Raw genomic sequence first — 23,367 nt, 5'->3', positions numbered from 1 at the left:
TTAAAAGTAAATCGGCCTTGCCGAAAACGGGTCCCAAACACCCATTCAGCTATGCTTATTACCTGTGAAACAACGTACAGAAATTTTTTAGTAGGATACTGCTAGAGATTATGAAATGACTTTAATCATATCATATAAAAATTAAAACGAATAGTTTTGAGATAAATTTTGAGTTAATAACAGCGGGTATATTTAAGGAAATATGGATAGTGAGGAAATTACTGGGGCAGTATTGCATTTAGAATACCTACAATGGAAAAAGGAATTAGACCATTGGGAAGAAGAGCTATATTCTTTAGAGCACCGTTTGGAAGAATTGAGAAAACGCTGGAAAAATCAAAATTTATTGGCCCAATTAGAGCATTATCAAGGGGAGTTTATTTTACAAAAGGAAAATTTAAACGGCCTACGGCAAGATATAGGAAAACACAAAGCTAATGTTAGCGAAGAACAGGTTATAGACGATAAGCCAATCCAGATGCATCTGTACCAAAGTCACCTCCAAATAAAGAGTGTTATCGCTTTAAAAATACCAGAATACATGAAACTCAAAAAGGATTTTTTCTACTTTTTGAGCAAGCATATGTAAGGTGGGGAATTAGGCCGATTTATCAAGGTCCTGTAGGGAGTTTTCTATATATTTCAATTCTTCATCAAAGGCCCTCACTACTATTAAGTAGCCTCCTTTGTGCAAGGTTCTCAGGAGTTTTAGGGCTTCCTCTTCCTTAAAGTCAAGGCCACGTAAAATACCGTAGGGACCACTGGACATGGCGCCTAGTTTTTTGCCATCTACCTCGTGTAAAAAAATAGGAGCCAATGGTCCGGCTATATAGATGGTTCCTATTTCTGGATTGTAGAAAAAACCGAAATGCTTCGTGGTTCTTAAGGTTTTTTTCCAATGGGTCTCCAAGGATTTTTTTTCATTTAAAAGCGTAGTTTCATCACTAAAGGCCTCGGTGTCCAATTTCCCCAGAACAGACAGCTTTGAGTCCATAGCGCTATTTTCACTTATGATCATAATAGCTTGTTCTATTTGCCATAAATGGTGAAACGCTTTTATTAGAAAGTGTTTTTTTTTCCTTTTTTTGATGCTTGGTTTCATAATTTTTGTGGTATAAAAAACCAATTGGGGCAGTATTTCATTGTTAAGATAAGAAAAAAGTTCGATTTTTTGAATGATTTTGAGGATTTACATTCCTTATAGTACCTGATAAAAATCATTCCAAGTTGTTCTTTTCGCATGTAGTTTTGTGATAACAGAGAAAGTAATATCTCCATTTTAAAATCAAACAATCATGCAAAACGATAGCGGTAATATTTTATTGGCTTTATTGACAGGAGCTGCCATTGGAGCTGGAATAGGCATTTTATACGCCCCGGATAAAGGGTTGGAAACAAGAGGAAAAATAAAAAGAAAGGTTTCCAGTGCTACACACGATATCCAAGAACGTATCCATCACGCCAAGGATGAGTTGACAAAATCTGCTCATGAAAAGAAAGTAGCCTTTGAACAAAAACTAGAAGAAAGTATGTCCAATATGAGCTATAAGGCAGACGATATGATAGCCACTTTGGAACGTAAACTAGAAGAGCTTAGAAAGAAAAATGCCCAGTTCCAAAAATAATACCATTTGGCTAGGCTAGCCTTGTGGTACATCTTTTTTAAGGAAAAGGTGTTTTACGGTCATCCCTAAATTCCCCTTAGCTACTAAGGGTAAAAGTGTTATTGGCCGTTTGGATATATTAAAACAACGGTTTCCTTCCCCTAAGGAGTACTCCTAGAAATAGTTTTTTTAAATTTAAGAAGCTGCAAATCAGGTAGTAAGCCTGTTCAAGAACCTTATTTTTTTAGGAATGAACATTCATAAAATTTTCTATTGGTCCCTTATTCCTCTTTTTTTACTAATAAATATAGGTCTTGGATCTTGGGGGCTTACAGAAAGTAGCGAGGCCAGATATGCGGAAATTAGCCGTGAAATGGTATTGAACCATGAGTACCTGCATCCTACACTTTTAGGGATAAAACACTACCATAAACCACCCATCACCTATTATATTACGGTAATGGGGTATCAGATTTTTGGGATCAACGAATATGGAGCCCGATTTTTTCTGAGTGTGGCCTTGGTGTTTCAGCTGTTATTGGTCTTCAAAATTTCAAAACTTTTATTTAATGATCTCAAGGTAGCCCTCGCTGCTGCCATCATATATTTTTCTTTTCCCATAGTGCTGATTGCCGCTAGGGTATTGACAACAGATGCTTATATGGCAACCTTTGTTATATGGAGTGTTTATTGGATATTGTGTTATAAAAGAAACCGAGCTCCCCGCTATTTATATGGGTTTTTTATAGTATTGGCACTGGCCTTTTTAACAAAGGGACCCGTGGCAGTGCTACCGGTGGCAATATTCCTGGTGGTGTGGAAAGTGCTATACAAGGAGACTATTTCTTTAACGATTCATCATTATCTCGGATTTGTTTTGTGCTTGTTGCTGTCTAGTTCTTGGTTCCTTGCAGTTATGACCAATACCCCTCATTTTTTAGACTATTTGATCAATGACCAAATCATAGCACGGTCCTTATCTGCCGAGAAATTTCATAGAAACAAGCCTTTTTGGTATTACCTGATCTTGGCGCCATTGGTGGGGTTTCCATGGTTGCCCATTATGGTTGTTTGTACTGCCCGGGCGTATAAAAAATATTTAAAGAATAAAACCCTTCCATTAGTGTTGCTTTGGACCATTGGAAGCTTGTTTATACTATTTTCGGCCTTTTCATCGAAGCTAGTACTTTATATATTACCGCTGTTTTCGTTTATGGCCATACTGTCGGGATACCTTTTCTTTTTAATCCCCTTCGATAAAATTAAGAATTACAGCCTGTTTTTCGGGCTGCTAATAGTGGTGTTGTCGCTCTTTTTGATCTTGGGGAATTTTATAATGGAAATTCATATAGATGTTAGGTACTCCCTTATGCTGGCAGTGTTTTTAATCTTGGGGCTTGGGATACTCTATTATAATACGCGCTTGCAAAGACATTATAAGTTGATGGCCTTTAGCCTGCTTTTTACCATTGGTCTTATCCTAAGTTATCCGTTATTTGGGTCAAAAAATCCGAATACTATTAATACAATCAAGAATATAGTAGCCTTGGCCAAGGAAAAAAAGGGCGATTCTATTGGGCACCTCATAGCCTTTGACGTTTTTATACCCTCGGCATCCTTTTACCTAAACCAAGATATCATCACTGTCAAGGGCAATACTACGAGGGTAAGGAGGGATATACAATTTGAGGAGGATACCTTGTATCGGGAAAATTTATTGGATATTTCCCATGAGAAAGAACTGCGAAGATTACAGCTATTGCTGCAAGCGAAAAATACGGTGTTATTAGTTCGAAAAAAAGATACGGTTTCCGATTTGCTGTGTGATCAGATAGCGAACTTTAAACATCAAATCGAAATTGATCAATGGCGTCTGTATTATTGATCCCTTGTTAAAAAAATAAAACCCTTATAGTACTTTTGTTTCCATTTCAGAAACGGGAATACCGTAAGGGCCGTATTCAAAGTTTGGAAATACTATGAAATTTCTATTTTTTTAGGTTTATTGCTTTTATTTCCTTCTTTTTTAGAGAGAATACATGTAAGAATTCCGTCCTTATAAGTAGCTTTAATTTCTTCATCAAGGACATTCTCGGGTAATTGAAGCGATTTTTTAAAGGAGGTATAGCTAAATTCCCTTCGACTGTAATTGTCCTCTTCCCGCTCCTTGGAACTCGAATTTTGAGCCGAGATATTGAGACAACCGTTGTCTATCTCAATTTCAAAATCCTTTTTGGAATAGCCCGGTGCCGCCAGCTCTATTTCAAAACCATCCTTTAGTTCTTTAATGTTCATGGCCGGTTCCTCCATGATATTCCACCACCTTCTGTCGGCAAAGAACTCATTTGTATTAAAAAACTCCTGGGGCAAAAGATTGGCCCATGGTCTTCTGTTGAACTTTATGAGTGACATAATATACTATTTAGGTTAAACAACTTTTCATTTAGGAATTGAAAATTACAAACAACTAGGGAGTTATAATATGATGTGGGTCAGTTGATAGGGGTGTTTTTACCGTTATTTTTGAGTTATCTTCAGCGGTAGCGGCCATTAGTTTCATTTTATAAACTTAAAGAGGGCCTGTATTTGCTGCTACAAACTTTATAGCGGTCGTATGTCTATAGACAATTTTGAAATTAACGGACTTACCGATGACGAGGTACGCCTTTCTAGGGCTACTCATGGCCAAAACCGATTAGATTACAAGAGGGAGAATCGATTTTTAAGTATCCTAAAAAGTTTGGCCAAAGAGCCCATGGTCATATTATTGTTGGTGGCCTCCTTTATTTATTTTATCAGTGGCAACCTCGGTGATGCTATCTTTCTTGCCATGGCCATTGTATTGGTTGCATCTATCTCTTTGTACCAAGATACCAGAAGCCGCAATGCTTTGGAGAAGTTAAAACAGTATACCCAGCCTCATTGCAAAGTCATCCGAAATGGGAAGGTCATTGAGATAAGGAGCGAGGAATTGGTTATCGACGATTGTCTTATGGTAGCGGAAGGCAGTATTATCACTGCCGATGGGCGCATTCTACATTCCAATGATTTTTCGGTGAACGAAGCTACCCTTACGGGGGAATCTCTTTCGGTATACAAGGATGCCGATAAGGAAGACAATATAGTGTATTGTGGTACCACGGTAGCCAGCGGTTTGGCCATTGCCAGGGTAACCGCCATAGGAAACAATACCCGATGGGCTGCCATAGGCCAAGGCTTACAAGACATACAAGAAGAAAAAACACCCTTGGAATTACAGATTCAAAATTTTGTAACAAAGATGGCGGGGGCGGGAACGGTAGTTTTTCTAATTGTGTGGGGACTTAATTTTTTTTATTCCCAAAACCTATTGGACAGTTTATTAAAGGCACTGACCTTGGCAATGAGTATTTTACCAGAAGAAATTCCCGTTGCCTTTACCACTTTTATGGCTTTAGGAGCTTGGCGATTAATGAAAATGGGGATCGTAGTAAAGCAGATGAAAACCGTTGAAACCTTGGGGAGTGCTACCATTATCTGTACCGATAAAACGGGGACCATTACAGAAAACAAAATGGATTTGGCCAGAACTTATGATATGTCCACTCAAAAGGTGCGGAGCTTGGAGGGGCCGTTGGATGCTGCCGCCGAACACTTGATAGCGACGGCTATGTGGGCCAGTGAACCCATACCCTTTGACCCTATGGAAAAGGCGCTTCACAACTGCTATTCGCAGCGGATACCGGTAGACGAACGCGTACATTATAAAATGGTTCACGAATACCCTTTAGGGGGTAAGCCGCCGATGATGACCCATATCTTTGAAAATGCTGTCGGCAATCGCATCATTGCCGCAAAAGGGGCTCCCGAGGCTTTTTTAGAGATTTCCCAGCTAACAAAAGAACAGCAACAACAGATTATAGAAACAATTCGGCAATTGGGCCAAGATGGGTATCGGATATTGGGGGTGGGGGAGGCGCAGTGTAAAGAGCATCATTATCCCAAAAACCAACAAGACTTTTCATTTCATTTTATAGGGCTCGTCGCCTTTTACGATCCGCCCAAAAAAAACATCCCATCGGTATTGGAAGATTTCCATAAGGCCGGAATTGTGGTAAAAATAGTGACCGGGGATAATGCGGTAACCACCACAGCCATCGCTAAACAAGTGGGGTTTAGAGGGTACGAAAAAAGTATGACAGGAGACCAGCTCATGCAGCTCAACGATGCCGAATTACAGGAGAAAGTTACAGGAATACAGGTGTTTACCAGAATGTTTCCCGAAGCTAAACTACGCATCATAAATGCCTTAAAGGCCAAAAATGGCGTGGTGGCCATGATAGGGGATGGCGTAAACGATGCTCCGGCACTCAAGGCATCTCATATTGGCATTGCGATGGGCAAAAAAGGAACGGAAATAGCCAAAGAGGCTGCATCCTTGATTTTGGTGAATGACGATTTGGCGAAAATGATCGATGCCATTGCCATGGGAAGAAAAATATATACCAACCTAAAAAAAGCCATACAATACGTTATTTCTATTCATATCCCCATTATTCTGGTGGTGTTCGTGCCCTTGGCACTGGGGTGGACCTATCCCAATATTTTTACCCCTGCACATGTCATCCTTTTAGAGCTGATCATGGGGCCTACCTGTTCTATTATTTATGAAAACGAACCCATGGAAAAAAATACCATGGTTCAAAAACCTAGGTTATTTACCACCACTTTCTTTAAATGGAAAGAGTTGATAACGAGTATTGTTCAGGGGCTTGTAATAGCGCTTGGTGCTTTGTGGGTCTATCAACTTGCCATAAAGTACCAATATAGCGAAGAGAGTACCCGTACCATGGTATTTGTGGTATTAATTACGGCCAATATATTCCTAACCCTGGTGAACCGTTCCTTTTATTTTTCTATTTGGGATTCCTTGAAAAATAAAAATAAGCTGCTGCCTATTATGATCGGAATAACCATCCTTATTACGGGGCTATTGCTCTTTGTAAAGCCTTTTACCCAGTTCTTTAAATTTGAAACCTTGACTACTTTTCAATTTGTCTGTAGCAGTATGGTTGGTTTTATGACCACCATTTGGTATGAATTAGTAAAATGGAGGACGCGTATAACAACAGCAGCTGTCTCCTAAGGGCCATTGTTATACGAATCGTTTTTTACAGTTTTATCCCGTAGGCCAAATCACCTGCATCGCCAAGGCCTGGGTCAATATAACCCCTGTTGGTCAATTTTTCATCGATGGCGGCAATCCATAAATGGGTGTCCTTTGGGAAGACTTTTTTGATGTGTTCGATACCTTGTTCCGAGCCAATTATGGCAAGAATATGGATTTGTTTCGGTCTTCCGTATGCTTCAAGACCCTTTAGGACATTTTCCAAAGACCTACCAGTGGCCACCATAGGATCGGCCAAGATCAGGGTTTTATTTTCTAGAGATGGCGTAGCGAAATACTTGACAATGACTTCAAAATCATCTTCATCGCCTTCGTGATGTCTATAGGCAGAAATAAAGCCATTTTCGGCCCCGTCAAAATAATTAAGAAGCCCTTGGTGCAGGGGAAGTCCGGCTCGCAGTATAGAACAAAGCACCAAATCGTCCGTAGGCAAGGACATTTCCTTGGTCCCTAGGGGAGTCTGCACCGTTTTCTTGCTATAACGAAGTTCCTTACTTAACTCATAGCTTAGAATTTCACCAATACGCTCAATATTACGCCTAAACCGCATAGAGTCTTTTTGGATGTTTACATCTCTGAGTTCGGCTACGAATTGATTAAGAAGGGAGTTTCCCTCGCCAAAATAATGGACAGTCATAAGAAAATGAATTTTGGCTAAAATACAATTTTTTAAAAGGGCCAAAAATTGTTTAACCTCCTTTTATATTATAAAAAACCAGGGTGCCATAAAACCTGATAGACTCCCAATTCCATCATCAATTTTACTGTTTTTGTTTTGGGCGTTCCCCTAACGGGTCGCTCTTTCCGCTATATCTTTTTTAGCCGGCAGGGCCGCCCAAAAAAGGATGCCGCTGCAATAGCTAACGCTTTTTCAATAAGCAATAAACAAAGAAAAGAGAACCAAGAAAACAGAAACAAGAGAAGAGAGTAAAGAGAATCGCACTGCGAATGCAACGACTTGCATTTACCTCGAGGAGCCAGCTGGCGCGTTGGCGTTGGTTACAGTCATTTTCAATTAACATTTCTTTCCAATGGCCAGAAATCGGTAACCAGTTGCCGAGTTATCTTGTTAACGTAACACTGCATTCCCGAGCTACCGATTTATCGAATTTCCGAATGAACGAGTTATCTCAAACAGCGTATAAAGTGGAAAATTCCGTCTTATCAAATCTTCAAATTAAGCAATTGTTCCATTTCCCCATGGCTTCATTAAATCATGAACCCCGCGTTAGGGACCGCGGCGGCATCCCCGCAGCGGAGCAAGGGATATAGCCAAGAGCCCGCCCGACGAAGGAGGGAACGCCCAAATTAAAAAGCAAATGGGCACCTAAAACATAAAGGGCCCAGCTTTAGGAACCATGGGTCCGTAGCAATATAAATTCGCTGATATTGGTAAGGTCGATAGCACCGCTGAATTTATTCTTATCGGTGACCGGAAAAAAGTTCCTTTTCTCGCTAGCGATCATCTCCATAACCTGTACCAAATCTGTGGAGGCTTCAAGGGTCTTAAAGGAAGCCTGCATAATTTCTTTGACCTTTATAGAGGGGGTGTGGGCATGTTTAATAATGTCTTTGTGATATACGACGCCAACGATTTGCTCATGGGCCATGACGACAAAATCCTTTTCGGTTCCGGCCAAGACAACATCGATGACTTCCTGTAAGGTGTTGTCGGGGTGTAGAAGGGTTATTTTGGTCAGCATGGCCTCTTTTATAGTATGCCCCTGAAGGAGCGATGTTTGTTTCACCATTTTGTTCTCCCCATAGGCGCTGATAAAAATAAAAAAGGCAATCAATATTAAAAAGGGATTGATGAGCAACCCTAGCATAAAAAAGAAAACTGCCAGTAATTGCCCCAAACTGCTGGCTATGGCGGTAGCTTTTACCCGCCCCATTTTATAAGCTAATAGGGCCCTAAGCACCCTACCGCCATCCATAGGGAAGGCCGGGATGAGGTTAAAGACTACCAACATGGCATTGGCCAAAAACAGGTAGAAAATAAACCCTTGAAAATTGGGTGTTTTTAATAGGAGTTCTATTCCGGCCTGATCCATGGTTAAATATTTTGTGATGGGAAACAACAAGATCAACAACAGGGCTATGACCACATTAACTGCCGGTCCGGCCAGGGCTACCAACAATTCCTGACCCGGTTTTTCGGGCATTTTTTCGAGAGAGGCGACACCTCCTATGGGTAAAAGGGTAATTTGATGGGTCTTTATCTGAAATTTTCTGGCAGTTAGGGCATGGCCCAATTCGTGGAGTACCACACAGAAAAAAAGTACCAGCACAAAACCTATATTGAATAAAGCAGTGAACAGGTTTCCGCCTCTTTGGGCATCGAGAAAAACGACCCAGAGCAACAATAAACTAAAGGTCCAGTGTACCTCAATTTTTATGCCTGCCATCCTACCCAATTTTAAAGTGCCTTTCATAGTATGTTGATTATGCCGGTTTTACAAACGGTTTCCATGGCATCACAGGAAAATAGCGCCCCAACCAATATGGTAAGGGAGGCTAAAATACTAGGGTACCTTTTAAAACGTCGCTTGATTTTTGCCAATGATATTTTGTCAAATAGCTTATAATCAAAAGTTAAATTATAGAAGATACGCCCTTAGTACAATGACTTTAATCATATGCAACTTAAGCGGATAGGTTTAAATTTGAGAAATACGAATTTAAAATGAAAAATATTATCACTCTTACCGTAAATCCGGCGATCGATAAGAGTACTACGGTTGCTGGTTTAAAACCTAACAGCAAATTGCGCTGTACTAGCCCGGTGTTTGAAGCTGGGGGAGGTGGAATTAATGTGTCCCATGTGCTGAAAGAGCTGGGAGGATCGTCCTTATGTATGTATATGGCCGGAGGGGCGACCGGCAATCACCTCAAGGATATTTTAATAGAGCTGGACATTTCCCAAAAGGTGATCCCTATAAAGGGGTGGACAAGAGAGAACCTTGCCGTTACCGATACCGTTCAGAACCATCAATACCGTTTTGGAATGCCAGGGCCCGAACTGTCTGAAGCGGAATGCCAGGAGGTGTTACAGGAATTGGAGTTGTTATTGGAGGAAGGCGATTTTTTAGTGGCCAGCGGTAGTCTTTCACCAGGTATGCCCATTGATTTTTACGCCAAAGTTGGACTAATTGCCCAAAAGAAAGGGGCTAAGTATGTCTTGGATACTTCTGGCGAAGCATTGGTTAAAGGTGCCATGGCGGGGGTATATATGTTAAAACCGAATTTAGGGGAACTCAGCACCCTTTGCGGGGTACAGACCATGTCTTTTAGGGATCTGGAGGCCTCGGCAAAAGTGTTTATGGACCATACTCCCTGCGAGATACTGGTTGTTTCTTTAGGGGCACAAGGTGCGCTGATGGTTACCAAAGATGAGGTGGCCTATATTACCGCTCCTATTGTATATCAGCAAAGTACCATTGGGGCCGGGGACAGCATGGTTGCCGGCATGATTTTTCGGTTGGCCATGGGCGGTAGCCATATGGAAATGGCCCAATTTGGTGTCGCCTGTGGTACGGCAGCGACCATGAGTGCGGGAACACAGCTCTGTAAAATGGATGATATAGAACCCCTATACCAATGGATTCAGAAAAATACCGATAAATCTTCGAGAATAAGATTTTAAAGTTGAGGTGTTTTGTGGTGGCTCGTATTGCCAAACTGACCGTTTTCTTAACCAATTTAATAAACCTAAAAAAAGAAAGCAATGGAGTATTATTATCATACTACACTTAAGAATACCAACTTTGAAGAGGCTATCGCCACCACCAAAAAGGCTTTACAAAAAGAAGGCTTTGGGGTGTTGACCGAAATAGATATGAAGGAAACGCTAAAGAAAAAACTGGATGTTGACTTTCATAATTATATGATATTAGGCGCCTGTAACCCTCCCTTTGCCTACCAGGCCCTACAAGCCGAGGATAAGATAGGTACCATGTTGCCTTGTAACCTGATCGTACAGGAAAAAGAAAAAGGCCGCATAGAGATCGCTGCTGTAAATCCGGCTGTATCCATGATGGCAATAGAAAATGACAGTTTGAATAAAGTAGCCCAAGAAGTAGGGGAGAAACTGCAAAAGGTTATTGGGAGCTTAGGACAGTTAAAAATGAACAATTAGCAGTAAATAATTAGAAAAAAGATAAAAGAGAAGAGAAAAAAGAGGACCGCACTGAAAATTCAACGATTTGTATTTGGAGTAAGGGGGCAGGTGGCGCGGTGGCCTTGGCTGCAGTCATTTTCAATTAGCAATAATCAAAGGAAAAAAGATAAAAGAGAAGAGAAAAAAGAGGACCGCACTGAAAATGCAACGATTTGCATTTGGAGTAAGGGAGGCAGGTGGCGCGTAGGCCTTGGTGGCGTTATTTTTGAATTAACAATTCCTTTCAATGGCCAGTAATCGGTGACCCGTAAAAAGTTATCGTGTTATCAAGTTATGGAGTTAACGAAATACCGATTTACTAAAATACCGAGATTTCTAGCTCCCGATTTAACGAATTAACAATTAGAAAAAAGAGGACCGCACTGAAAATGCAACGATTTGCATATAGAGTAAGGGGGGCAGGTGGCGCGTAGGCCTTGGCGGCGTTATTTTTGAATTAACAATTCTTTCCAATGGCCAGTAATCGGTTATGGAGTTATCGGTCTAGTATAAGAGCAGTAGCGGATTTTTTCGCACTAACTTTCAGATTGCAATATTCTTAATTAAACACAAAAACGGTTCGAGATAAAACCCAAACCGCTATTGCTTTTAAACCTTGTGTGCCCAGCATGGGCATCTTTTATTTACTGCAAAGTAGATAGTTAATAAGTTGCTAATAATGGCATATTATATTTTAAGCTTGTTTTGCAAATTGTACGTCAATTACTAATTTTACTTTGTCAGAAACTACAATGCTTCCCGCTTCTGTAACTGCACTCCAAGTTAAATTGAAGTCTTTTCTATTAAGTTGCCCTGTAATTTCAAAACCTGCTTTTGTTTGCCCATAAGGGTCCACTGCTACACCATTAAAATCAGCATTTAAAGTTATTTCTTTGGTTACATCTCTAATTGTTAAATCTCCAGTTAAGTGTTCTCCATCAAATGATTTTGATACAAATTTCATTTCAGGAAATTTTTCTGAATTGAAGAAATCATCTGATTTCAAATGTGCGTCTCTATCTTTATTTTTGGTATTTATTGATGCTGTTTTTGCACTAAAATCAATTACAGCATTGTTGAAATTGTCGCCATTTGTTTTTGCAGTAGCTTCAAAATCCTCAAAATAACCTGTTACGGTTGAAATCATCATATGCTTTACTTTAAAAGAAATTTCGGAATGTGCGTTGTCTATTGACCAATTTGTGTTGTTTTCCATTTCTATTAATTTTTAGTGTATTATAATTATTTCTGTTTATTTGAGATTAAGTAATCTAATGAGTATTTGCCTGCTCCAATTAGAGCAATGGTTAGGTAGATCACACCATAAAGCAATGCAAATTCTTGTTTGCCAAATCCATCATTTGCGTGTACAATAAATCCTGCAACAAGCATAGTTATTAGTAAAGGAAGGGCAGCAAAACGAGTACCCAAGCCAAGAATAATTAAGATAGAACAAAATACCTCTGCAAATACCGCAAGTGCTAAAGAAGCTGTTGCACCAACGCCCATTGGGTCTGGAAACTGAATTGGTTCTCCGCTAAATAAATTTTCCATTTTTCCCCAACCATGAGTTAGCATAAAAAATCCGATAACTACTCGTAATACTAAAAGTGCTGCGCTTACATTATTAGGGTAATCTCCAGAATTGAAAATGTTTTTTGTTATTCTTTTCATTTAAATTGATATAATTATCTTAATACGTCTTGAATGTCTTCTAATTTCTTAAACATTGCATTGGCAAATGGACACAATGGCGTAATTTTTATATTTTTTTCTCTAGCCATACCTACAATTCTATACAACAATTGTTTTCCAATGTTTTTGCCTTTAAATTTAGGATCAACTTCGGTATGATCAATTATAATATGATCTTCTGCTGCTATAGAATAAGTCATCATACCTGCTCTTTGGTCGTCTTCCCTCGCCATTGCAAAACCTTTATTGTCTCTTTCTTTTAATGTGATTTCCATTTTTGACTATTTAAATTTGTTAGATTATGATTTATTACAATGCCATTGGTACTTCCATTAAAAGTACGCGCGCATCTTCTGAAGCTTTTACGTTAATGCTGTCGGTATCCCAAACACCAATACCATCTCTTTTAGATAGTTTTTCATTATTAATTTCAACTTCACCATCAAGAATAAAAGCATAAACACCATTTCCTTCTTTTTTGATTTTATATTCGTCGGAGTTTCCTTTGGTAAAATTTCCTAAATGAAACCAAGCATCTTGATTTAACCAAACGCCTTGGTCGTCTTTGTTTGGAGAAACTACTTGATAAAATTCGTTTTGCTTTTCAATATCTTTGATAGATATTTGGTCGTATCTAGGCTCTGTATTTTTACTTTTAGGAAACACCCAAATTTGAAGAAATTTCACTTCTTTGTCTTTGTTTTTATTTTTTTCTGAATGTGTAACGCCAGTTCCAGCACTCAAGACTTGTACATCACCTTCTTTGATAACGGCAACATTCCCCATACTGTCTTTATGTTCCAAATCACCTTCCAAAGGAATGGATATTATTTCCATGTTTTGATGCGGATGTGTTCCAAACCCCATTTCTGCTTGCACAGTATCGTCATTTAAGACACGTAGTACTCCATAGTTCATTCTTTCTGGGTTGTGATAGTTTGCAAAACTAAAGGTGTGGTGAGAGTTTAACCAACCGTGATTTGCTTTTCCTCTTGTTTCTGCTTTGTGAATTACTGTATTCATGGTTTTCAAGTTTTTATTTGGCAAATGATTAAATCCTACTTGTTCCATTAATGTATCGTAAGTAGATTTTGTAGAATCGCTATTTGATGCTTTTAAAATTTGGGGTGTAACTCTTCCAGCGACATCTCCTATTAATGCGTTTTTTAAAAATTTTTACGATTCATTTTCTTTACCTTTTAATTACAATGCAAAGATGAAATGAATTAGAAGTTTGTGGAATATGAAAAAAAGGTTTAAACTTATAAAAATCCGATATTTAGAAAATTATATCGATTTTCCTTTAGTTTTAAGAGGTTTATTGGTGGTTTTTTGAAGAATAAACGAAGTGAAACGCTGTTATTTTCGCTTTAAAGTTGGATATGGTACAAACTCATCAGAATCGCCTTCAATTTTTGGAAACTCTTGTGCTTTCCATTTTTGTTTAGCTTCCTCTATGCGTTCCTTACTAGAGGATACAAAGTTCCAATCAATGAATCTTTCTTCTGGAAAAGGCTCGCCTCCAAAAATATAAATGGTCGTATTTTTATTCATTGTAAAAGTACAAAGTGTACTATCATTCGCAATTAATAATTGCTTATTTTCAAAAGTATTGCCTTCACTTTCTATAGAACCATCAAGAATATACAAACCAGCTTCACCATAAAGGTGTTCGCCAATATTTACCTCTTGTTTGGCTGTACTTTTTATTTCTATCATAAACAATTTACTAAAAACAGGTACTGGCGATGTTTTGCCCAAAGCATCACCTGCTATTAATTTATATTGTAGATTACCTTCAGTCCAAGTAGGTATATCTTCTTTTTCAATATGAGAAAATTGAGGTTCTATAAGCTCTTTTTCTTTTGGTAAGGCTACCCAAATTTGCAAACCATGCATTTTTATTTTTGATTCTCGTAAATATTCGGGTGTTCTTTCAGAATGTACCACGCCTTTTCCTGCTGTCATCCAATTAACAGCACCTGGTTTAATTTCTAATTTTGTACCTATAGAATCTTGGTGCATGATGCTACCTTCAAATAAAAATGTTAAGGTAGAGAGTCCGATATGAGGATGTGGTAGCACATCAAAATTTTCACGTTCACTCATAGTTACAGGTCCCATATGATCTATGAAAATAAAAGGACCAACCATTCTTTTTTGACGAAATGGAAGCAACCTACCTACTAAAAAGTTTCCAATGTTTGAGGCTCTTTCTTCTACTATTAATTTTATGTTTGACATTTTGAAAGTGTTTTTAAATTCGATTGAATTACAGATTTATTTCGGTTTTCTTAAAGTTTGAAAGCGAAATTTGTGTATGGTTCTTGAAAAATGCATTAAAATTGGCTAGTTTCTTAAAACCTAGTTCGTATCCAATTTCTTTGTTGGATAAATCGGTGAAATAGAGTAATCTTTTTAATATTGAGATATCGAGTTACTAATTTAACGAATTGAAAATTAGAAAAAAGAGGACCGAGCGAAAAATGCAAGGATTTGCATTTGGAGTAAGGGGCCAGGTGGCGCGTAGGCCTTGGCGGTAGTCATTTTCAATTAGCAATAATCATTGGAAAAAAGAGAAGAGATAAAAGAGGATAGAGAAGTAAATGCAGTGACTTGTATTTACCTGGAGGAGCCAGGTGGCGCTTAGGCCTTGGCGGCATTATTTTTAAATTAACAAATCCTTCCAATGGCCAGTAATCGGTGAGCAGTAAAAAGTTATCGTGTTATTAAGTTATGGAGTTAACGAAATACCGATTTACCAAAATACCGAGATATCGAGTTCCCGATTTAACGAATTAACAATTAGAAAAAAGAGGACAGAGAAGTAAATGCAACGACCTGAGCCAGAAACTGCACACGGAAAGGAGTGTAAAATGATGGTTATGTGATACTTGTGGAGGCGCAGCGTTTCCAGTTCTCCCTACTCTGCCTTAAATCTTCTTATCTCCCATCCCTTGTTTTCTACCCATACTGCAATAAGGTCTTTGGAGATGATTTTAGCGCCAATAAAGGGTGTTTTATACCTTTTTTTGGTCATTTGTATGTTGTCTCTTTTGGAGTAGAATTCCAAGATTTCCCCAGAGGAATCTAACAAAACATCATGAAATTTAAACTCATAAATTTTAAGCTTAAACTCGTTTTCTCCTTTTAAAGTTTTGTCAAAAAGCACTCCGGTTGTTTTGCCGTTTTCGAAAGGATATATATTTAAATATTCCGCTGCTACCACTATATTTCCTTTGGTATCGATAAATCCAAATAAGGGAATGCCATCTTCCATTTTTTTAATCATACATCGTCCGTCCCTAAACATGGGGTATCGTACCCCGAGCACATTTAATTTGTCGTCTTTGGCATCCTTTGTCCAGTGTAAATCGTCTCTAAAATCAATGACCAAGGCACCTTTTTTGTCAATAAACCCCCATTGGTTTCCTTTTCTTACGGCCGAAAGACCCTCGCTAAACGGGGCAATCTCATCTATTTCGGTAACCGTCTGGCCCAACATAAAGAAAGGCACTGTCAGTAGCATTGCTAAAAAGAAGTGTAAACGTTTCATAATATCCGATTTTTTAAGTTAAACTAAAATTATGGGGAAGCGATAGCCAAGACGCCGTCAGTAAAGCGGGAAAGTCTTGTCTTAACAAGGCCTAGAGCGTTCATGCCGTTTGTCTGGTTGTATGGTCTATGGTTGGTTTTAGGAAGGTAGGTAGGCTGTCATCTGATCAGTAAATAATATTGGAAAAAATCATATTTTTTAACCCTTTGGGCAGTCCATCACGGATATCCTCCAATTCTCCTATGGAGACGTGTTTCCTTAGGAATAGAAATGTATTTCGTACATATTTTTCTGCCACTTCATCGCTAAATTCAAAATCGTTTACCGCAGATGGACCGTCATATGCCCTCACCAAATCTAAAAAAGAGGCCATATGTTTAATTTTAGGTTTCTTATTTTGTATATGCGTCCATCCATTAGCGTAAATGGCTTTTAAAAACATGGGCAATTGCGCCATTAATTGCAGGGACTCCTCCATAGGGATAATGTCTCTTAAGGCATGTAAGATAGACGACAAAATTCTACCCGCCTTGTCACGATCTTCGCCAAGATTCATTTCTTGGGCATACGATTTTAGGAACGTATTTCCTTCCGCAGCATATTGATTGAAATTTAGTGACATGAGATGTAATTTTGTTCAATACTAAAGGTGGAGAAACTCGAGGAAGGATGAAATGATATTGGTCATTTTCAATGTTAATTCTTCCTGCTATTTTTAACGAACGAAGCATTTATTTTTCAATTTCCCCGAAAATGCACCCTGAATAACAAGGATGTAAGGCTCTTATCAACTAGATTCTTGGAAAGAAAGCTAAAAACTGACGTTATGAAGAAAATAATGGTACCCGTAGATTTTTCCGAACATTCCGAATACGCCTTGGAAGTAGCCTGTACAATGGCCAAACAAAATGCGGCAGAGATCGTTGTGCTGCATATGCTGGGCATTACTACAGTAGTCTATAATATTGGGGAAGCACAAGAAATAGCAGAAGCTAATTACTATATGAAATTGGCAAAACAGCGGTTTAAAAAATTCTTGGACAAGGAGTATCTAAAGGGGATTAAGCTTACCGAAATTATTCAAAATTACAAGATATTTAGCGAAATAAACCAAGTGGCCCAAGAGCAGCAAATAGACCTTATTGTAATGGGGTCTCATGGCAGCAGCGGCTTAAGCGCTCTTTTTGTGGGCTCTAATACCGAAAAGGTAGTACGTACTTCCCAGGTGCCTGTTTTGGTGATTAAAAAGCATTTGCCCGATTTTAAACTGGAAAAAGTGGTCTTTGCCTCCGATTTTGAAATGGAAAGCATTCCGGCCTACCGAAAGGCCGTGAGTTTGCTTCAAGGCTTGGGGGCCAAGCTACACCTGCTATATGTGAATCTTCCCAACGGAAAATTTAAAAGCAGCAAAGAAATGGAACGGCTGACAGCGGAATTTCTACAGGAAGCGAATAAGGGCGATTTTAAAGAAAATCCGCCTGTGGTATATGAATGTGCCTTTAGTATAGAAAGGGGTATTTACCACTATAGCCATAAAATTAAAGCCGATCTAATTGCGCTGACCACCCATGGTCACAGGGGGATGACCCATTTTTTTAAAGGAAGTATAGGGGAAGATATAGCTAATAGGGCCGATGTGCCCGTGATGACTTTTCTAATCTATTAGCACCGGTAGCAGGGATAATCATGTTTTATGGTTTAGGAAATATTCAAGGCCATTTGAATCATTTCTGTAAAGGAGCTTTCCCGTTCATCGGCCGTCGTTCGTTGGCCAGTGACCAGAGAATCGGAGATGGTTAATATAGCGAGCGCTTGAACCCGGTGTTTTGCCGCTATGGTATAGAGGCCGGCCGCCTCCATTTCTACACAAAGCACACCATAGGAGGCCCATAGTTTATAGGATTCGGGGTCGTCTTCATAGAATTCGTCAGAAGTAAGGACATTGCCCGCTTTTACATTTATATTATTTTTGTTGGCATAGTTGGCCGCTTTCAGCAACAACCCAAAATCTGCTGTCGGTGAAAAATCGGCATTGATAAAACGTGAATTGTTGATGCCCGAAGTAGACGAGGCCGACATGGCCAATACGATATCCCTGATATGCACATCTTCCTGATATGACCCGGCAGACCCTACCCGGATAAGATGTTTTACATCATAGTCCGTTATGAGTTCATGACAGTAAATTAAGGCCGATGGGATTCCCATGCCACTGCCCTGTACCGATATTTTCTTTCCTTTAAAACTGCCGGTAAATCCCAACATTCCCCTGACATCATTGTAGCAAAAGACATTTTCCAAAAATGTCTCGGCAATCCATTTTGCCCGCATAGGGTCACCGGGCAATAATACTGTCGAGGCAATGTCTCCCTTTTTGGCTTCAATATGAATACTCATACCCTTATCTTTTTTGGAGGGAACACCTTGGTAGCAACACATGGGACTTCTAAAAATGAAGCTGTTTCCTCCAATTAAATTTAATTTTTCTTCCTTTTTTATTTCTTTTTTTCTTTCAAAGTTAAATGATCGGTATTACTGCCTAATGTACCGTGGATTCTTTGTATATATCTAGTAATGAACACTATAAGAATGCCCTAAAATGCATAAACTGGCATGTACAGTCATTGTTTGAGGCATATAAATGGGGTTTTAAAAAGCAATCACCCTCTTACAAAAATACTATGATAGTAGTTTTATAAAATAAAGAAGGCCTAATTTTGTATATTGATTATTTTTTTGCCGGATTTATTAGAAAACTGCCCATATTGTATAAAAATAGGACGTTCCTATGGGGTAATTCATGATTGTAATCAGTAAAAAAAATTAACTTTGAATTATGAAAAGTTTTCTAAAAAACAGTAATATTTTTAATTTACTTTCCGAAGGGATTTCTGAGGGTATCATTGTGGTCAACCAATCTCAGGTCATTGTGGCCACGAATTCTTCGGCCGAAGAGATGTTTGGATATGAAAAGGATAGTTTACTTGGCCAACCCTTGAACCTTTTAATACCCATGAAATATCGCCACGCCCATGGGGGGCATTTTAACCATTTTATGGATAAAAGTGCCAAAAGGCAAATGGGGCACGGTCGCGACCTGTATGGGATCCGTAAAAACGGGGAGGAATTTCCGGTAGAAGCTGGACTAAATCCTTTTGAGATCTATGGGGAAACCTATGTGATGGCGTTGGTGATTGATATTACGGAACGAAAACGAAAGGAGACAGAATTAAGCCATTGGGCAAAAATCTTTGAAGACTCCCTAAGTGAGATCTATATTTTTGATGTGGAATCCTATAAGTTTATCAATGTCAACAAAGGGGCACAGAAAAACATGGGCTACACCTTGGAGGAATTTAAAGCCTTGACGCCTTTAGATATAAAACCAGAGCTCAATGAAGAAGAATTCGGAAAACTTTTAAATCCCCTATTAAAACGGGAAGAATTAAAAATTAAGTTCGAGACTTCCCACCTGCGAAAAGATGGCAGTTTGTACCCTGTTGAGGTACACTTACAATTGTCCAATATGGGCGATAGGGAGGCTTTTGTGGCCATGGTTCTAGATGTTACCGAAAGTAAAAATTATACCGAACGATTAGAAAAAACAGTAGAGAAGAGAACAGAACAGCTCACCATTGCCTTGGCCAAGGAAAAGGAACTCAATGAGTTAAAAACAAGGTTCTTGTCCTTGGTTTCCCATGAGTTTAAAACACCATTGAGCAGTATTCTTACCTCTGTTACCCTATTGTCTAAATATACCCAAACCGAACAGCAACAGAAGCGAGATAAGCACGTAAATACTATAAAAAACAAGGTAAGGCAGTTAGATACTATTCTTAGTGATTTCTTGTCGGTAGAACGCCTAGAATCCGGGAAAGTAAACTATAAAATAGAAATGTTCCCCCTGAGCAAATTGGTCAATGAAGTAGTCTACGATGCCAATATGCTGCTAAAACCAGGGCAGAAAATAGTATATCCGGAGAATATAGATAATATCATCCTTAATTTTGATGAGAAAACCTTGGAATTGGTATTGTCCAATCTGGTACATAACGCCATTAAATATTCCCCCGAAAATTCTATCATTACCATGGAAGTTACCCAGGAAAAAGAGGGAATAGTGCTTCAGATCATCGATGCCGGTATTGGGATTCCGGCCAAGGAGCAGAAATATATTTTTAATCGTTATTTTAGGGCCGAAAATGCCTTGGTCAACCAAGGTACTGGGATTGGACTCAATATAGCAAAGCAGCATCTAGAGAATTTAGGGGCTTCTTTATATTTTTTTAGTGAGGAAAATAAAGGATCTACTTTTACGGTTCGTATCCCCGTAAATGTTGAAGAAAAAATTAGCAAATGAAGAAAATACTTTTAATAGAAGATGATCTCGCTTTAAGAGAAAATACCGCCGAGCTATTAGAGCTCTCCGGATATGAGGTAACCACGGCTTCCAATGGAAAAATAGGTATAGAAACTGCCATGGAACTACTGCCCGATCTTATTGTATGCGATATTATGATGCCCGAAGTAAATGGATACGGTGTTTTACAAGCTATTTCGGAAAAGGAGGCCACCAAAAATATTCCCTTTATTTTTTTATCGGCAAAAACCGAACACAAGGAAATTAGAAAGGGAATGGATATGGGCGCCGACGACTATCTGACAAAACCTTTTGAGGAAGAAGACCTTATCAGTGCGGTAGAGAGCCGTTTGGCAAAATCGATTCTTTTATCAAGATTGGGGAACCAAGGTGCCTCGGAAACATCCCATACCGGGGATAGGCTGAACAACCTTGCCCAATTAAAGCTTTTTTTTAGCGAAAAGGGGCAAACGACAAGCTACAAGAAAGGTGAAATGATTTTTAATGAGGGCGAACCTTCCAATAGAATTTATTTGATTCTAAATGGTCTTGTGAAATGCCATAAAATGGATGAAGATGGGAAGGAATTGATCACTTCTCTGTATAAAAAGGAAGATTTTTTAGGGTTTACCTCATTTTTGGACAATATTCCTTATCAAGAATCGGCCACGGTCATAGAAGCGGTACAGTTGGCATGGACCACCAAGGACACCCTAAAATCCATTCTAGAAGAAAACCATACGCTTTCTATGGAATTGATGGAGTTGTTTTCGGATAACCTTACGGAAATTAAGGGACAGTTACTACATATGGCCTATAGTTCGGTGCGTAAAAAAACGGCACAGACGCTGCTGCAGTTTGCAGAAATATTAGGCAAGGATACCGAAGAACCCATAAAGATCTCTAGGACAGATTTGGCCAGTGTAGCCGGGATTGCTACCGAAAGCCTTATCAGAACCCTTTCAGGATTTAAAAAAGAAGGGTTGATTGCCATAGAAGGTAGAAATATTAGAATTGTAGAATTAAAAGCCCTTCAATACGTAAATTAAGGAGCTACTTATATCAATGCCCTCTTCTTCTAAGCCTTAAGATGAGGGTATTGATCCTTGACCGAAAACAAGAAAAGCTGTCTTTTTTCCGCTTATAACAAATTTAACACCCATGGCTGTCGGAGTACTCTAAAAGGGTAGCTTATTTTTTATAAATTCTCCACGGATAAAATATTTATAATTAAGTATATAGATATCAGAATTGGCCTATAAATAGATTTTTCTACTGCTCGTCTTTTCTAAGGGAAGAGAAACTTTTTTGAAAAGTGATTTTTATCATGTTTTTGAAATACCCATAGTTCTACATTTGACCGTGAAGCAGTTTTTAATGAAGAACATATTAATACCAACAGACTTTTCGGAAAATTCTTGGAATGCCATCCAGTATATAGTGGTATTGTATACCCATACGCCTTGTAATTTTTTCTTATTGCATGTAGAGGATGAGCAGTCCCCTTTATCGGCAGAATTTTCTTTGGATACTTATAGGCAAGGACAAGGAGTAGCTTTAAAGGACTTTTCTTGTTCCACGGTAAAAATGGGGCTATTGTTAAAGCAATTACGGCAGAACCAATTACACACAGAGCACCACTTCCGGAGCATTCAGGATCATGGCAACCTGGTAGATGCGATAAGGGGCAGGATAGACAATTTAAAAATAGACCTTATTGTCATGGGGGCTAAGGGGATTAATGTAAAGCAATCCCCAGAGACCATTATCGGAAGCAATACCAGGGATGTGTTGACCAAGGTACGCTGCAATACCATGGTAATTCCAGAAAAAGTGACTTTTAAGATCCCTCAGGAAATTGTTTTTCCAACAGATTTTACCACCTTTTATTCCTTTGAGTTCCTAAAGACCATGGCCGAAATATTGACCATTAGCCAATCTACCCTGCGCATAATGAATGCGTCTAAACTCAACGGTAATTTTACGGAATACCAATCTAGCAACAAAATCTATTTGCGCGATTATTTGGAAGAATCTTTTACCGAGGCCCATAGTTTTCACGATTTCACCCATAAAAAAATTACCACGGCCATTCAAGATTTTGTCGATTCCCAAAGGGCAGAAATGATTTTGTTAGTCGGAAAAAACGTAAATTTTCTCCAACAACTATTCTTTAAAGCAAAGACCGAAAACAATAGTTATTACGCTAACATACCTCTATTAGTAATTCATGGCTAAGGGCTTACCCTAGCTTGTTGGCCTGATAAAAATCATTGTTTCCACTTTTTTTAAAAAGTAATTTTAAGTCGAGTTTTAGGTGGTTTTCCGATCAAGAAGGCATGCCAGACAAGGATTGTAGCATCCTATTAACAGCAATTGTGAACTTAAAAAATGATATAAAAATGAATAACCCGGTACAATGGTTTGAGATCGCCACAATCGATCTAGAGAGAGCTAAGGATTTTTATGCCAAGGTTTTTGATTTAGAATTTCAATTTATTGAAATGCCCGATAGTAAAATGTATATGTTCGGGGAACCCAATAAAATAGGCTCAGCAGGCTCATTGGTGCAATCAAAGGAAAACAAACCTAGCGCTAATGGTACCCTTATTTATTTTTCTTGTGAAGATGTGGCTATTGAAGCAGGACGTATCGAAGAAGCAGGAGGGAAGCTGCTCCTTCCTAAAACAGCGATCGGGGAATTTGGATTTTTTACTCATTTTATAGATACAGAAGGGAATAAAATCGGTCTGCACTCGAATAAGTAGCGGTAGGTGAAATACAACAATAATCATTTATAATAAACTGTATAGCTCCGGGAAACGA

The 23,367-nt window shown here is 38.8% G+C and carries 24 protein-coding genes; 11 read left to right on the top strand and 13 right to left on the bottom strand.

Features of this window, described 5'->3' with window-relative positions:
- Positions 1–202 precede the first annotated feature (202 nt).
- Positions 203–589 (top strand): hypothetical protein, encoded by a 387-nt coding sequence (locus tag HCG49_RS04265; protein WP_168468319.1) that lies wholly within the window; start codon positions 203–205, stop codon positions 587–589.
- A gap of 9 nt (positions 590–598) precedes the next feature.
- On the opposite strand, the gene HCG49_RS04260 is transcribed toward HCG49_RS04265, so the two are convergent.
- Positions 599–1,102 (bottom strand): hypothetical protein, encoded by a 504-nt coding sequence (locus tag HCG49_RS04260; RefSeq protein ID WP_168468318.1) that lies wholly within the window; start codon positions 1,100–1,102, stop codon positions 599–601.
- Between the two features lie 193 nt (positions 1,103–1,295).
- Between HCG49_RS04260 and HCG49_RS04255 the strand changes: the two genes are divergently transcribed.
- Both HCG49_RS04255 and HCG49_RS04250 read left to right on the top strand, forming a co-directional pair.
- Positions 1,296–1,625, top strand: coding sequence for a YtxH domain-containing protein (locus HCG49_RS04255; RefSeq protein WP_072765092.1), 330 nt, complete (start codon positions 1,296–1,298; stop codon positions 1,623–1,625).
- A gap of 229 nt (positions 1,626–1,854) precedes the next feature.
- The gene (locus HCG49_RS04250) at positions 1,855–3,489 is read left to right on the top strand and encodes an ArnT family glycosyltransferase (RefSeq protein ID WP_168468317.1); all 1,635 of its coding nucleotides are present in this window, start codon (positions 1,855–1,857) and stop codon (positions 3,487–3,489) included.
- A 92-nt stretch (positions 3,490–3,581) separates the two neighbouring features.
- On the opposite strand, the gene HCG49_RS04245 is transcribed toward HCG49_RS04250, so the two are convergent.
- Entirely contained in the window at positions 3,582–4,016 is a 435-nt protein-coding gene (locus HCG49_RS04245) for an Hsp20/alpha crystallin family protein (protein WP_168468316.1), read from the bottom strand.
- A gap of 202 nt (positions 4,017–4,218) precedes the next feature.
- Here HCG49_RS04245 and HCG49_RS04240 point away from each other — a divergent pair, with 202 nt between their 5' ends.
- The gene (locus tag HCG49_RS04240) at positions 4,219–6,729 is read left to right on the top strand and encodes a cation-translocating P-type ATPase (protein ID WP_168468315.1); all 2,511 of its coding nucleotides are present in this window, start codon (positions 4,219–4,221) and stop codon (positions 6,727–6,729) included.
- Positions 6,730–6,754: 25 nt separating this feature from the next.
- Here HCG49_RS04240 and upp read toward each other — a convergent pair whose 3' ends face one another.
- Together upp and HCG49_RS04230 are read right to left on the bottom strand one after the other, a co-directional pair.
- Positions 6,755–7,408 (bottom strand): uracil phosphoribosyltransferase, encoded by a 654-nt coding sequence (gene upp, locus HCG49_RS04235; protein ID WP_168468314.1) that lies wholly within the window; start codon positions 7,406–7,408, stop codon positions 6,755–6,757.
- Between the two features lie 712 nt (positions 7,409–8,120).
- Positions 8,121–9,179, bottom strand: coding sequence for a site-2 protease family protein (locus tag HCG49_RS04230; RefSeq protein WP_240938629.1), 1,059 nt, complete (start codon positions 9,177–9,179; stop codon positions 8,121–8,123).
- Positions 9,180–9,457: 278 nt separating this feature from the next.
- Here HCG49_RS04230 and HCG49_RS04225 point away from each other — a divergent pair, with 278 nt between their 5' ends.
- Together HCG49_RS04225 and HCG49_RS04220 are read left to right on the top strand one after the other, a co-directional pair.
- The gene (locus tag HCG49_RS04225) at positions 9,458–10,417 is read left to right on the top strand and encodes a 1-phosphofructokinase family hexose kinase (protein WP_168468312.1); all 960 of its coding nucleotides are present in this window, start codon (positions 9,458–9,460) and stop codon (positions 10,415–10,417) included.
- Between the two features lie 81 nt (positions 10,418–10,498).
- A complete protein-coding gene (locus HCG49_RS04220; protein WP_168468311.1) occupies positions 10,499–10,909 on the top strand; it encodes a DUF302 domain-containing protein in 411 nt (136 codons plus the stop codon).
- Positions 10,910–11,624: 715 nt separating this feature from the next.
- On the opposite strand, the gene HCG49_RS04215 is transcribed toward HCG49_RS04220, so the two are convergent.
- The 8 genes from HCG49_RS04215 to HCG49_RS04180 form a co-directional block, all read right to left on the bottom strand.
- On the bottom strand, positions 11,625–12,146 hold the full coding sequence (locus tag HCG49_RS04215) for a YceI family protein (protein ID WP_168468310.1): 522 nt from the start codon (positions 12,144–12,146) through the stop codon (positions 11,625–11,627).
- Positions 12,147–12,172: 26 nt separating this feature from the next.
- Positions 12,173–12,604: a DoxX family protein gene (locus HCG49_RS04210; protein ID WP_168468309.1), complete on the bottom strand. Its 432-nt coding sequence runs from the start codon at positions 12,602–12,604 to the stop codon at positions 12,173–12,175.
- A gap of 14 nt (positions 12,605–12,618) precedes the next feature.
- Complete coding sequence (locus HCG49_RS04205) at positions 12,619–12,900, bottom strand: GNAT family N-acetyltransferase (RefSeq protein ID WP_168468308.1); 282 nt, start codon at positions 12,898–12,900, stop codon at positions 12,619–12,621.
- A 34-nt stretch (positions 12,901–12,934) separates the two neighbouring features.
- Positions 12,935–13,648 carry a pirin family protein gene (locus HCG49_RS04200; protein ID WP_168468307.1) on the bottom strand — a complete coding sequence of 238 codons (714 nt, stop codon included), beginning with the start codon at positions 13,646–13,648 and terminating at the stop codon, positions 12,935–12,937.
- Between the two features lie 336 nt (positions 13,649–13,984).
- Positions 13,985–14,869, bottom strand: a complete 885-nt coding sequence (locus tag HCG49_RS04195) for a pirin family protein (protein ID WP_168468306.1) — start codon at positions 14,867–14,869, stop codon at positions 13,985–13,987.
- Positions 14,870–14,897: 28 nt separating this feature from the next.
- Positions 14,898–15,050 (bottom strand): helix-turn-helix domain-containing protein, encoded by a 153-nt coding sequence (locus HCG49_RS18805; RefSeq protein WP_410488983.1) that lies wholly within the window; start codon positions 15,048–15,050, stop codon positions 14,898–14,900.
- A 498-nt stretch (positions 15,051–15,548) separates the two neighbouring features.
- Positions 15,549–16,181: a WG repeat-containing protein gene (locus tag HCG49_RS04185; RefSeq protein WP_168468305.1), complete on the bottom strand. Its 633-nt coding sequence runs from the start codon at positions 16,179–16,181 to the stop codon at positions 15,549–15,551.
- 166 nt (positions 16,182–16,347) lie between these two features.
- Entirely contained in the window at positions 16,348–16,803 is a 456-nt protein-coding gene (locus tag HCG49_RS04180; RefSeq protein ID WP_168468304.1) for a DUF2267 domain-containing protein, read from the bottom strand.
- Positions 16,804–17,007: 204 nt separating this feature from the next.
- Between HCG49_RS04180 and HCG49_RS04175 the strand changes: the two genes are divergently transcribed.
- On the top strand, positions 17,008–17,847 hold the full coding sequence (locus HCG49_RS04175) for a universal stress protein (RefSeq protein WP_168468303.1): 840 nt from the start codon (positions 17,008–17,010) through the stop codon (positions 17,845–17,847).
- A gap of 32 nt (positions 17,848–17,879) precedes the next feature.
- Here HCG49_RS04175 and deoD read toward each other — a convergent pair whose 3' ends face one another.
- Positions 17,880–18,578 (bottom strand): purine-nucleoside phosphorylase, encoded by a 699-nt coding sequence (deoD, locus tag HCG49_RS04170; protein ID WP_168468302.1) that lies wholly within the window; start codon positions 18,576–18,578, stop codon positions 17,880–17,882.
- A gap of 439 nt (positions 18,579–19,017) precedes the next feature.
- On the opposite strand from deoD, the gene HCG49_RS04165 reads away from it, so the two are divergent.
- The 4 genes from HCG49_RS04165 (at position 19,018) to HCG49_RS04150 (ending at position 23,309) form a co-directional block, all read left to right on the top strand.
- Entirely contained in the window at positions 19,018–20,541 is a 1,524-nt protein-coding gene (locus tag HCG49_RS04165; protein WP_168468301.1) for a PAS domain S-box protein, read from the top strand.
- A complete protein-coding gene (locus tag HCG49_RS04160) occupies positions 20,538–21,590 on the top strand; it encodes a response regulator (RefSeq protein ID WP_168468300.1) in 1,053 nt (350 codons plus the stop codon). Before HCG49_RS04165 ends, HCG49_RS04160 begins: the two co-directional genes overlap by 4 nt.
- A gap of 328 nt (positions 21,591–21,918) precedes the next feature.
- Positions 21,919–22,779 (top strand): universal stress protein, encoded by an 861-nt coding sequence (locus HCG49_RS04155; protein ID WP_168468299.1) that lies wholly within the window; start codon positions 21,919–21,921, stop codon positions 22,777–22,779.
- Between the two features lie 164 nt (positions 22,780–22,943).
- Complete coding sequence (locus tag HCG49_RS04150) at positions 22,944–23,309, top strand: VOC family protein (protein WP_205764340.1); 366 nt, start codon at positions 22,944–22,946, stop codon at positions 23,307–23,309.
- Positions 23,310–23,367: the final 58 nt, after the last annotated feature.

Origin of the sequence: Arenibacter sp. 6A1, assembly GCF_012272855.1 — a bacterium.
Classification (GTDB): domain Bacteria; phylum Bacteroidota; class Bacteroidia; order Flavobacteriales; family Flavobacteriaceae; genus Arenibacter.
The sequence above is the reverse complement of the archived record's forward strand: the minus strand, read 5'-3'. Positions and strand labels throughout refer to the sequence as shown.

Bases quoted from the DNA above. Each gene is read 5' to 3' on its own strand.
- HCG49_RS04240 (WP_168468315.1), top strand. From the start codon at position 4,219: ATGTCTATAGACAATTTTGAAATTAACGGACTTACCGATGACGAGGTA.
- HCG49_RS04180 (WP_168468304.1), bottom strand. From the start codon at position 16,803: ATGTCACTAAATTTCAATCAATATGCTGCGGAAGGAAATACGTTCCTA.
- HCG49_RS04260 (WP_168468318.1), bottom strand. From the start codon at position 1,102: ATGAAACCAAGCATCAAAAAAAGGAAAAAAAAACACTTTCTAATAAAA.
- HCG49_RS04225 (WP_168468312.1), top strand. From the start codon at position 9,458: ATGAAAAATATTATCACTCTTACCGTAAATCCGGCGATCGATAAGAGT.
- HCG49_RS04205 (WP_168468308.1), bottom strand. From the start codon at position 12,900: ATGGAAATCACATTAAAAGAAAGAGACAATAAAGGTTTTGCAATGGCG.
- HCG49_RS04245 (WP_168468316.1), bottom strand. From the start codon at position 4,016: ATGTCACTCATAAAGTTCAACAGAAGACCATGGGCCAATCTTTTGCCC.
- HCG49_RS04195 (WP_168468306.1), bottom strand. From the start codon at position 14,869: ATGTCAAACATAAAATTAATAGTAGAAGAAAGAGCCTCAAACATTGGA.
- HCG49_RS04255 (WP_072765092.1), top strand. From the start codon at position 1,296: ATGCAAAACGATAGCGGTAATATTTTATTGGCTTTATTGACAGGAGCT.
- HCG49_RS04185 (WP_168468305.1), bottom strand. From the start codon at position 16,181: ATGAAACGTTTACACTTCTTTTTAGCAATGCTACTGACAGTGCCTTTC.
- HCG49_RS04160 (WP_168468300.1), top strand. From the start codon at position 20,538: ATGAAGAAAATACTTTTAATAGAAGATGATCTCGCTTTAAGAGAAAAT.
- HCG49_RS04250 (WP_168468317.1), top strand. From the start codon at position 1,855: ATGAACATTCATAAAATTTTCTATTGGTCCCTTATTCCTCTTTTTTTA.
- HCG49_RS04265 (WP_168468319.1), top strand. From the start codon at position 203: ATGGATAGTGAGGAAATTACTGGGGCAGTATTGCATTTAGAATACCTA.
- HCG49_RS04220 (WP_168468311.1), top strand. From the start codon at position 10,499: ATGGAGTATTATTATCATACTACACTTAAGAATACCAACTTTGAAGAG.
- HCG49_RS04230 (WP_240938629.1), bottom strand. From the start codon at position 9,179: ATGGCAGGCATAAAAATTGAGGTACACTGGACCTTTAGTTTATTGTTG.
- HCG49_RS04155 (WP_168468299.1), top strand. From the start codon at position 21,919: ATGAAGAACATATTAATACCAACAGACTTTTCGGAAAATTCTTGGAAT.
- upp (WP_168468314.1), bottom strand. From the start codon at position 7,408: ATGACTGTCCATTATTTTGGCGAGGGAAACTCCCTTCTTAATCAATTC.
- HCG49_RS04165 (WP_168468301.1), top strand. From the start codon at position 19,018: ATGAAAAGTTTTCTAAAAAACAGTAATATTTTTAATTTACTTTCCGAA.
- HCG49_RS04175 (WP_168468303.1), top strand. From the start codon at position 17,008: ATGAAGAAAATAATGGTACCCGTAGATTTTTCCGAACATTCCGAATAC.
- HCG49_RS04215 (WP_168468310.1), bottom strand. From the start codon at position 12,146: ATGGAAAACAACACAAATTGGTCAATAGACAACGCACATTCCGAAATT.
- HCG49_RS04150 (WP_205764340.1), top strand. From the start codon at position 22,944: ATGAATAACCCGGTACAATGGTTTGAGATCGCCACAATCGATCTAGAG.
- deoD (WP_168468302.1), bottom strand. From the start codon at position 18,578: ATGAGTATTCATATTGAAGCCAAAAAGGGAGACATTGCCTCGACAGTA.
- HCG49_RS04210 (WP_168468309.1), bottom strand. From the start codon at position 12,604: ATGAAAAGAATAACAAAAAACATTTTCAATTCTGGAGATTACCCTAAT.
- HCG49_RS04200 (WP_168468307.1), bottom strand. From the start codon at position 13,648: ATGAATACAGTAATTCACAAAGCAGAAACAAGAGGAAAAGCAAATCAC.